The organism is Mycoplana sp. ABR4_002 (genome assembly GCF_056159645.1).
Genome location: NZ_JBSWVO010000001.1, coordinates 3,754,844 through 3,764,024, shown reverse-complemented (window position 1 = coordinate 3,764,024; position 9,181 = coordinate 3,754,844). Strand labels below are relative to the sequence as shown.

The following is a 9,181-nucleotide window of genomic DNA, read 5'->3' as shown; positions in this document are numbered from 1 at the left end:
GGATGATGGTGGCGGCCTAGGCCGCCATTTCCATTTTGTCGACGACGGCGGCGGCGCGCCGGCGCGCCTCGGCATCGGCGGCGTAGACGTCGTCCATCGTCGAAGCGGCGCCCCATCCTGCCATCGCGTCCATCACCGCTTCGGCGACGTCGGCCATGTGCAGGAAGCCGATGCGGCCGTCGACGAAGGCCTGGAAGGCGACCTCCTCGCCCGCGTTCATGGCCGCCCCTTGGAGGCCGCCGCGCTCGAGCGCGGTGCGTGCGAGCCGCAGCGCCGGGAAGCGTTGCTCGTCCGGGGCCTCGAAGTCGAGCCGCGACAGCCTGGCGAAATCGAGCCGCTCGACATTGAGCTTCGGCCGCCGCGGATAGGTCAGCGCATAGCCGATTGCCGTGCGCATGTCCGGGCAGCCGAGTTGGGCCAGCACCGAGCCGTCGCTGTAGCCGACCATCGAATGGATCACCGACTGCGGGTGCACCACCACCTCGATCTGCTCGGCGCGCACGTCGAACAGGTGCTTTGCCTCGATCATCTCCAGCGCCTTGTTGAACATCGAGGCGCTGCCGATCGAGATCTTCAGGCCCATCGACCAGTTGGGGTGGGCACGGGCCGTGGCCGCGGTGACATTCGCCATCTGCTCGCGCGACCAGGTGCGGAACGGGCCGCCGGAGGCCGTCAGCACGATCCGCTCGACCGCATGGCGCTGGTCGTCCTCCAGCGCCTGGAAGATGGCGCTGTGCTCGCTGTCGACGGGGATGAGCCGGCCGCCGCCGGCGGCAACCGCGTCGACGAACAGGCTGCCGGCGGACACCAGGCACTCCTTGTTGGCGAGGGCGATATCGGCGCCGCGCTCGGCCGCGGCCAGCGTCGGCGCCAGCCCGGCGGTGCCGACGATCGCGGCCATCACCCAGTCGGACGGTGCCGCGGCGGCCTCGAGCAGGGCGTTGCGGCCGGCGCCGACGGCGATGCCCGTGCCGGCCAGCGCCTGTCTCAGGTCGTCGAGGCGGCCTTCGTCGGCGGTGACGGCGCGTTGCGCGCCGCAGGCGATGGCCTGCCGGGCCAGCCGCTCGATGTTGCCGTTGCCGGTAACGGCCACCACGTCGAAGGCGTCGCGGCCGCCGAGCTGCCCGATCACGTCCAGCGTGCTGGTGCCGATCGAGCCGGTCGAGCCGAGGATCGTGACGCGGCGCCTGTTGGCTTCGCTGGGTGCCATGTTTGTCTTCCGTGATCTTTTTATTGTCTTGATGAGGCTCTACAGCCGATTGCCGCGCGCAACAAGGTTTTGATGCGGGCGGGCTGGACACCGGCCCGTGCACGGGCTTGACGTTTTCGATGGAGCGGCCATAACGTCGCCGCTGGCGACCGGCTGGTCGCCGAAGTGATCTTGGAGGATACCCGTGCGGTTATCGGTGAATGCGCTGGCGGCCTTGCTGCTGTTTCTCGGCTCTGCGTCGAATGTGTTCGCCGCGGACACGCTGCCGGCGGGACTCAGCGCCACCTGGGTGATCGAGGACCTGAACGGCAAGGGCGTCATCGACAATGTCCGGACGACCCTGGAAATCCGCACGGACGGCTCGTACGGCGGCAACGGCGGCTGCAACACCTATCGCGGCAACCTCAAGTTCGGCAGCGACGGTGAGGTGACCTTTGCTCCGGCGGCGGCCACGCGCCGGATGTGCGCGCCGGCGGTGATGGACCAGGAGCAACGGTTCTTCGACGCGCTCGGCACGGTTCGGTCGTGGAAACTCGAGAACGAGATGCTGCATCTCGCCGACAAGGATGGCGGCCATGCGATGCGGCTGGCGATGCTGAAGAACACGACCGACATCACGCTGCAGGTGCCGAACACGATCACCGTCGATCGACAGACGGTCGTCTATGACTGCGACGACGGGCTGAAGGTCAAGGCGGACTACATCAATGCCGACACGGTCTCGCTCGCGGTTCTCTCGTTCGGCGAACAGTTCGTGATCGCAAGCAACGTCATCGCCGGCTCCGGCGCGCGTTACGCCGGCGGCCAGTTCGAATGGTGGACCAAGGGCGACGACGCCACGCTCCGCGACCTGACCCGGGGCGAGGAGACCCCGGCCGTCTCCTGTCGCAAGGCCACCTGACGTTTGGCATCGGGCCGGCGGTGCCGGCACTATCCTTCGGAGAGAAACATGGTCAGCTTCCAGGTCGGACAAAAGGTGGTCTGCATCAATGACACCTTCAAGAACGTCTCGATCGACCAGGGGATCCGCAAGGGTCAGATCTATACCGTCCGCTGGGTCGGGCACTACCGGCACTACGTCGACGGCGACTTCTACGGCGTCAAGCTGATGGAGCTCTACCGCGGCAACGACGACGGCCCGGAAGGCTATGGTGCCGTCGACATGCCCTTCCGCGCCAGCCGCTTCCGGCCGCTCGTCTCCGACCGCATCAGGCACATGCTCGGCATCAAGGCGCCGGCGCCGAAGGTCGAGGCGCGCCCCTCCATCGTGCCGGCCATCAGGCCGAAGCCGCGGGTGACGACGCCGGAGAAGGAAGACGAGACGGTGTGACGCGGAGCGGGCGCGCCCGGATCTGCGGCCGGCGCGCCGGGACCCCGATCACCATGCCCTGGCTATGGCGGCTCGTATCGAAAGGCCACGACGCTCGTCGCGAAGTCGGCCACGTTGATGGATTTCCGCGATCGCAGCACGCCTTCGTCGAGCGGGACATAGCCGATATTGCCGGCGACGAACCTCGCACGGTTCCCGGACCGTTCCCAGGCACGCTGCAGCATCCGCTTCTGCAGGTACCAGGCGGCCCCATCGTTGGCGCCCAATGACGCGCCGGCCAGGTAGTAGGTGTGCGGGCCGAATTCGTAGCCGACGAAGCAGGCCAGCGGCTGCTTCCCGTCCGTGCAGATCGCCGCAAGGCGATAGTCGGGGGCGAAGAGGTGGCCGCCGACATAGTGGGCCAGCGCATACAGGCGATCGAACTCGATCCCCTTGCGCGCGCACATTGTCGCCCGCAAGCGCGTGATGGCCAGAGTGTCGGCGAGACAGCCGAGGCCGGTTCGGACCGATATGCTGAGGCCGTTCTTTTCACCGCGCTTCGCATTGCGGCGGGTATTGCTGCTGGTGCTTGCCCAGTAGGCCTCCCAGCTGGGCCAGCCACTGAAGTCAACGGCCTGGACGACGATCGGGCGAACGCCCTCGACGCTCGCTCCGGGCAGGCTCGCCAACTCTTGCGCGCGGCTTTGCTCCAGCGCCAGCCGCCAGCCATAGCGATATCGTCCCGGTCCGAGGTGGGCCAGGGCCGCGGCCATGCAGTCGCGCCAATGCTGCTCGAACCCGGGCCGCAGGGCCAAAGGGTCGACGAAGACGCGCCGTCCCGCCGAGACGCTGACGGCACACTGCCCGATCTTGCGGCCGGACCGATGGAAGTCGAAGGTCGTGAGGTGCCGCCGCGGTTGCAGGGACCAGCGCCAGAGCCGGGCATAGGATGATTGAAAGGAGCCGCCGCACTCTTGCGCGAGGCTGTCCCAATCCTCCGACCGACGGTCCTGGAGCCGAAGCGGCACCGCTTCGATCGGCCCCCTCCCTGGCAGGCGCACCGTTCCCGGAACGCCCTTGTCGCTGGCGACATGCTTGAGGAGGCCGATTGCGCCCTGAACTTTCGCCAAGCCCATGTATGCCTCCTATCCAGGCTGGAGGATTGGATTGCATGGATCTTTCGAGACTGCTCCGACCTGCAGGCGGGCCGTCCGTCGATCGATCTCAGCGCGGATAGGACCTACTGGGGGTCGACAGATCCGTTACCTAGAATTGCGAAAGGTTGAAAGCTAGCACATTTTGCCAGCCTTGGCTTCCGGCTTTCGTCGGGATCGGCCGGCTTTTGGGGGATGAGGTCGTCCTCGTCTTCCGGGCTGTCGGCTGGGAACGGAGAGGCGACATGGATTGCATGATTGCCCCCCATTCATCGCATCGGCCCAACCCGCATTGGCTTTTCGGCCTCAAACAGGGTCAGGGCGCCGGATTTGCGCCGCCAGTGCGACCATGGATAACGCTGTGTCTCAACAAGAAAGCCAGTCCCGCCCGTGACAAGTACTCGGCTCATCATGTTTCTCGGACCTGTGTCAAAAGCTCCAGTCCCGAAAGCGGGCCGCCGAGTTCCATGAGCCGGCCGGCTTCGGCAAGGGAGCCAAGCGGTACGGGATGAAGTCCAAGCTCGGTAATGAGGCCCGTCACCTTCGTGACGGCCGACGCATCGTCACCGGCGACAAAAAGAACACGTTTCACACCTGCCGGCAGAGGCGCGAACATTGTCGAGAATGGCAGCGTGTTCAGTGCCTTCACCACGCGGGCCTCCGGCGCCAGCCGAGCGACGATCTCACTGCCTGTGTCACCCTTCAAATCGTCGATGAGCGTTTCGGGCGGATAGCGCAGGAAGATGTTCGTGACATCGACTAGAATCCGGCCATCTTTGGGGCCACCGTTGCCCAGCACATCCGCGACCTTCGTCCACGGCACCGTGAGAAAGATGAGATCGCAGACAAGAGCTTGGGAGGTCGAACCGGGCGTTACCCCGTTGGTGGATGCCCCCAGGATTTCGGCCACGCTTTCCGGTCCCCGGCTGTTTGCGAGCAGAACGTGATGCCCGCTTGCCGCGAGCCTTGTGGCAAGGGTCATTCCCACCGTGCCGGTGCCGATGATTCCGATTTTCATCTCTTTCTCCCGTGCTCATGGAGCCTTCAAAAGCCGGCAGGATGCGGCTTGTCCGCAGCAAGTGGCGCAGGCCGGTCGTCTCAACGGCCTGCGCTCGTTCAGGCGTCAAACTTGCGCATAGCCACCATCGGCAAACACTTCGCTGCCGGTCATGAAGCTGCTGTCGGCACCGGCGAGAAACACGGCAACCGCGGCGATTTCTGCCGGATCGCCGATTTTTCCGAGCGGGGTTTGGTGCCGAAAGCCGGCGACGATTTCATCGCCTGCGCCGGTGCCGTCGAGAATCGACATGAGCTTTTCGGTCTCCGTCGCGCCAGGGGACAGGACATTGATCCGAATGCCCGTGCCTTTGAGATCAAGTGCCCAGGTTCTCGCAAGGTTCCGAATGGCCGCTTTCGAGGCGCTATAGACGCTCATGGCCGCCGTTCCCATCGATCCCGTGGTTGAGCCGGTCAGGATAATGGACGTGCCGGCACCCATCAGTGGTAGCGCCTTTTGCACTGTGAAGATCGTGCCTTTGACATTGATGCCGAAGGTCCAGTCGACCTGGTCTGAAGTGATCTGTCCCAGAGGCGCGAAGTCGCCAACCCCTGCGTTGGCAAAGACGATATCGATGCTTCCACGCTCTGCGCGCACCGCCTCGATCAGCCGGTCAAGATCCTCTGGCTTCGTGGTATCGCCTTGCACGGCACGTGCGGTTGAGCCCAACTGGGACAGGGCAGCGTCGAGTGCATCTTTCCGACGCCCAAAGATGTAGACGAACGCGCCTTCGTCGACAAACCGCTTGGCCGTGGCGAGGCCAATGCCGCTCGCACCACCGGTGATGATCGCTGTCTTGCCGTCAAGCTTGGTCATGGTCAGACCTCCTTTGTTCGAAAGTGAACAGGAGATAAGTCGTGATTTCGTTTTGCTAAGTATGCACCTTTTGGTAAGTATCAAAAATGGATCAAAAAAATGAAGTTCACCCGCCTTTCATCTGTGGTCTGGACGCGGCGCTTCGGGTTGTCGGCGGGAAATGGAAGCCGCTCATCCTCTTCTTTCTGGCCAAGGAAACGCTGCGCTACGGCGCGTTGAGGCGCGCTGTGAAGGGCGTCAGCGACAAGGTGTTGATTCAGCAGCTTAAAGAACTGGAGGCGCATGGGATCATCACGCGCACGGACTACAAGGAGGTCCCGCCGAGAGTGGACTATGACCTGACATCGCTTGGACGAACGCTTGCCGAAGCGCTCCGGCCCCTATGTGCTTGGGGAGATGAAAACACCACGGCGATCGCGGCCGTTGTCAAACCCCGGCACGGCGCGAGATAGCCGCGCCCGGTGGGCGAATAGCCCGCTGGCGCCAGAAAGGCCCTGGAAAGGCCGGCCATTCCGGTAAGCGCATGGCGCACAACGGCCAACAACGGCGATGCGGAAAAAAGGGCAATCCATCTGGAAACTTTGGTGATCCCGGCGCGATTCGAACGCGCGACCCTCAGATTAGGAATGTGCGATTGAGGCTTGAAATACCAGGCGTTGGATCCTGTCATGTGCCATTTATGCGCCATTGCCGAAAATCGAGCTGGCGATTCCGTCCATAGCCGACTTGTGGTTATCGCTCGGAAACAGGTGGCCGTAGCGGTCCATGGTGACGGCCAGCGTCGAGTGGCCGGCGAAGGTCTGGACGGTCTTTGGCGACAATCCGGCCTCGATCCAGGTCGAGATGGCAAAGTGGCGCAACGCATGCCAGCCAAATTGCTTCATTGCCTGGCCGTCCTCGGCCATTGCGTCCGATGCCCGTGACCGCGCCGGGGCAAATTTGCGCTTGCTCATGTTGCGGTGGCTCTCGAATTCGCCAAGCGAGTTCGGAAAGACGAGATCGTTGTCCTTCTTGAACGCGCTCTTCAGCCGCCATTGCTTCAGCATGGTGACAATGGTGGCGCCGAGCGGCACCTCGCGCAGGCCGGCCTCGCTCTTCGTTGTGTCCTCGTTGCGCTTGGAATCGACACGGGTCTCGATGGTCAGCTTGCCTTCCCTCAGATCGAGATGACGCCAGCGCAGCGCATGCAGCTCGGAGGCGCGAATGCCCGACGCGGCGGCGAACGCCACCTTCACCCTGAAGTCGGCATCGCAGGCATTCAGCAGCGCCGCCATGGCAGGTTTTGACGGCGGGACGATCTTCTTTGCCCCCTCATTGCGCTTGCCGAACACGCGCACGCCCCTGGCGACATTGGCGGCCAGCAGGTCGTCATGGATGGCATTCTGCAGCACCCGCGACAGGGTTCCGAGGATCTGCCGCGTCGTCACGACGCCGACGCCGGCCTCGCGCACCCTGTCGCGAAACTCCCCGACCGCCTTGGCGCTGAGCTGGGCTAGCTTGGTGTCGCCGATGCCGTACGGGAACCGGACGAGCTGGTCGCTCTTGCCCTCGGCGGTCGCGGGCTTGTCCGTCGGGGCGATGTAGTTCCACAGGTGGCCGGTGACGTTGTTGAAGTATTCCGGCGTGACCTTCTCGCCGCGCTTCTTGCGGCCCTCAAGCGCTTTCTCATAGTTCTCGCAGGCCGTCCGGATTGTGGTCGTGGTGGCGTCAGCGCGGTAGGTTCCCTTGCCGATCTGCCCCTCGACTTCCTTGCGCCGTCCTTCCGCGTCGCGCTTCTTCTCAAACTGCTCGCGATGGCGCCTGCCATTCGCGTCCATGTAGTTCAGCACCCAGGCTTCGTGGGTACCGCTCTTGTTGGTCCAACTGCGCTTGCGGATGGTAGCCATGGCGTGACCTTCAGATTGACGGGCGCATAGCGGTGTGTCGCTCCCAACAATATGGACGCCACAAATTACTCAGAATTGTTGAAACGGCGCAAGGCGGCTGCCACCGCTGAAGAGACTGCGATCTTTGAAAGGTCCCGGGAAATGAAACGCATCACATCTTCGGGAATTGGATCGTTACTGTTGGGCTCGGTCTTACCTGCGGCAACAGCCTCCTCAATGCCTTTGTCGCGCTTCTCCGTTTCGATGACGTTGACTTCCCAAGCTTTCTTGAACGTCTGATAGGATGCAGGCGGCGCGGGAGGGACGTCAGTTGGCCTCAGCGGCAGAGCTGGGAGGTCGATATTTTCGTGCTCCATGAACTCCCGAAGGAAGTCTCCGAGCGCGACCGCCGATGTCGGCTGCTCGTTCGTGACCATGCGTTCCCTCTCGCGCAGGCGGCGCTTCAGGGGGTCGCGCTCCGATCCGATCGAAACTACGGGGTATGGCTGGTCTCGATTGACACCTTTGAACCGTTCTCTCCCATGATACTCAAACGTGCCTGAGAACATATTGTGATGTGCTGCTTCGCAGAGCAGGTACGCCAAACCAACGGACGCAGTAAAGCGATCAGCCGTTGCGTTCTTTGAAACGCGAAAGCCCGTATCGATCCCCGGCCCCAGGAAGTCATACTTGTTGGGGTTAGCATCCGCTTGAGCCTCGAACTCTTCGCTGAGCACGTCTTGTTGCGTACCTACAGCTCCGCTGTCGCCGTTGAAGATTTCGATACTGATATTTTCGGCCGGAAAGGCGGCCAGCCACCCTGCGCCCTTAACGTCCAGGGGAAGTTCATTCGATTCTAGTTCTTTTCCAAAGGTTTCCAATGCTTGGAGAAATGCTGAAACAGAGCAAGCGAGGTGCTGAACGTCGTGGACACGGCAACAGAACAGTATTTCGTCTCCGACAGTCTTCCAGACACGGGGCATGGGCGGGGCCTTATCCCCTTCAATGCTCCCCGATGCGGTCGTCTTGTACTTTGCGTAAAAGGCTTCCGGAAATTGCTGATAAAATTGCCGAAATCGAATCACCCACTGTGGGTGTGGTTCGCTGGATTTTGCGGACCTCCTCGAAGCAAATTTAAATGCCGTCGACCCGATTAGGTCGACTGTCATGAATAGCCGCACGCGATAATTGGGGATGGTCAAGCGGGCAGGCCCAAAGATCGGGCGCGAACTTCAGCAGCTTTCAAGCTGACGCCCAGGCGGTCGGCAGCTTCTCTGGAGCCGCCTTTTTCATGGAGTTCCCTAAACAGACCTTCCGGCATGACAAAGGACGCAGCAAACCAGTTTGCTTCCCACTCGCACCGCTTGAGATCCTCTGTCGTGTCTTCATCTAGCCAGCGGTAGGCGCGCATGCCATCCCCTGGATGCTCGGACTGAACAATCGGGAAATGCAAAAAGAAATGGCCCAACTCATGAGCTATCGTGAACTTGTCTCGGCTCATCGTTGTCAACGTCGGCAAATAGATATTGAACGACTCGTCTGGCTGCACCTTTATCGACTCCGGTCTGTCTCCGACCGGGTTGCGATATTGAATGGAGCCTCCAACCATTGAAACAACGTGTTCGATCGGCCCTTCTGGATCGTAGCCCAGTTCCGCGGCCAGCTCTTCCGCGAATTCAGAGACATTCCTTTTTGAGGCTCTCGTTGGAATCGGGTCGTGGTAGTCTACCGGCATAGTTGTTTCCTTGCGCAGGGGTTCTGCAGCCCGAA

Annotated in this window: 10 protein-coding genes; 3 read left to right on the top strand and 7 right to left on the bottom strand. The window is 62.4% G+C overall.

The genetic code is table 11. The annotated features are described in order from the left end of the window. Positions 1 to 16: 16 nt before the first annotated feature. Positions 17 to 1,210 carry a 1-deoxy-D-xylulose-5-phosphate reductoisomerase gene (dxr, locus tag ACXAGF_RS17990; protein ID WP_475018741.1) on the bottom strand — a complete coding sequence of 398 codons (1,194 nt, stop codon included), beginning with the start codon at positions 1,208 to 1,210 and terminating at the stop codon, positions 17 to 19. A 184-nt stretch (positions 1,211 to 1,394) separates the two neighbouring features. Here dxr and ACXAGF_RS17985 point away from each other — a divergent pair, with 184 nt between their 5' ends. Continuing rightward, entirely contained in the window at positions 1,395 to 2,111 is a 717-nt protein-coding gene (locus tag ACXAGF_RS17985; protein WP_475018740.1) for an META domain-containing protein, read from the top strand. Positions 2,112 to 2,159: 48 nt separating this feature from the next. Further along, positions 2,160 to 2,540, top strand: coding sequence for a CAP-Gly domain protein (locus ACXAGF_RS17980; RefSeq protein WP_475018739.1), 381 nt, complete (start codon positions 2,160 to 2,162; stop codon positions 2,538 to 2,540). 62 nt (positions 2,541 to 2,602) lie between these two features. On the opposite strand, the gene ACXAGF_RS17975 is transcribed toward ACXAGF_RS17980, so the two are convergent. From ACXAGF_RS17975 to ACXAGF_RS17965, 3 genes are all read right to left on the bottom strand, one after another. Then, positions 2,603 to 3,655 (bottom strand): hypothetical protein, encoded by a 1,053-nt coding sequence (locus ACXAGF_RS17975; protein WP_475018738.1) that lies wholly within the window; start codon positions 3,653 to 3,655, stop codon positions 2,603 to 2,605. Positions 3,656 to 4,082: 427 nt separating this feature from the next. Continuing rightward, positions 4,083 to 4,691, bottom strand: a complete 609-nt coding sequence (locus tag ACXAGF_RS17970) for an NADPH-dependent F420 reductase (RefSeq protein ID WP_475018737.1) — start codon at positions 4,689 to 4,691, stop codon at positions 4,083 to 4,085. Positions 4,692 to 4,796: 105 nt separating this feature from the next. After that, on the bottom strand, positions 4,797 to 5,546 hold the full coding sequence (locus tag ACXAGF_RS17965; RefSeq protein WP_475018736.1) for an SDR family NAD(P)-dependent oxidoreductase: 750 nt from the start codon (positions 5,544 to 5,546) through the stop codon (positions 4,797 to 4,799). Between the two features lie 86 nt (positions 5,547 to 5,632). Between ACXAGF_RS17965 and ACXAGF_RS17960 the strand changes: the two genes are divergently transcribed. After that, the gene (locus ACXAGF_RS17960) at positions 5,633 to 5,998 is read left to right on the top strand and encodes a winged helix-turn-helix transcriptional regulator (RefSeq protein WP_475018735.1); all 366 of its coding nucleotides are present in this window, start codon (positions 5,633 to 5,635) and stop codon (positions 5,996 to 5,998) included. Positions 5,999 to 6,223: 225 nt separating this feature from the next. Here the strand turns inward: ACXAGF_RS17960 and ACXAGF_RS17955 are convergent, their stop codons facing one another. The 3 genes from ACXAGF_RS17955 to ACXAGF_RS17945 form a co-directional block, all read right to left on the bottom strand. Continuing rightward, the gene (locus ACXAGF_RS17955) at positions 6,224 to 7,432 is read right to left on the bottom strand and encodes a tyrosine-type recombinase/integrase (protein WP_475018734.1); all 1,209 of its coding nucleotides are present in this window, start codon (positions 7,430 to 7,432) and stop codon (positions 6,224 to 6,226) included. 65 nt (positions 7,433 to 7,497) lie between these two features. Beyond that, entirely contained in the window at positions 7,498 to 8,613 is a 1,116-nt protein-coding gene (locus ACXAGF_RS17950) for a hypothetical protein (RefSeq protein ID WP_475018733.1), read from the bottom strand. After that, positions 8,610 to 9,146 (bottom strand): ImmA/IrrE family metallo-endopeptidase, encoded by a 537-nt coding sequence (locus tag ACXAGF_RS17945; protein ID WP_475018732.1) that lies wholly within the window; start codon positions 9,144 to 9,146, stop codon positions 8,610 to 8,612. The genes ACXAGF_RS17950 and ACXAGF_RS17945 overlap by 4 nt, the downstream gene beginning before the upstream one ends. Between the last annotated feature and the right edge of the window lie 35 nt (positions 9,147 to 9,181).

Coding starts and splice junctions, on each gene's coding strand:
- ACXAGF_RS17975 (WP_475018738.1), bottom strand. CDS start 3,655: ATGGGCTTGGCGAAAGTTCAGGGCGCAATCGGCCTCCTCAAGCATGTC.
- ACXAGF_RS17970 (WP_475018737.1), bottom strand. CDS start 4,691: ATGAAAATCGGAATCATCGGCACCGGCACGGTGGGAATGACCCTTGCC.
- ACXAGF_RS17945 (WP_475018732.1), bottom strand. CDS start 9,146: ATGCCGGTAGACTACCACGACCCGATTCCAACGAGAGCCTCAAAAAGG.
- ACXAGF_RS17980 (WP_475018739.1), top strand. CDS start 2,160: ATGGTCAGCTTCCAGGTCGGACAAAAGGTGGTCTGCATCAATGACACC.
- ACXAGF_RS17960 (WP_475018735.1), top strand. CDS start 5,633: ATGGATCAAAAAAATGAAGTTCACCCGCCTTTCATCTGTGGTCTGGAC.
- ACXAGF_RS17965 (WP_475018736.1), bottom strand. CDS start 5,546: ATGACCAAGCTTGACGGCAAGACAGCGATCATCACCGGTGGTGCGAGC.
- ACXAGF_RS17955 (WP_475018734.1), bottom strand. CDS start 7,432: ATGGCTACCATCCGCAAGCGCAGTTGGACCAACAAGAGCGGTACCCAC.
- dxr (WP_475018741.1), bottom strand. CDS start 1,210: ATGGCACCCAGCGAAGCCAACAGGCGCCGCGTCACGATCCTCGGCTCG.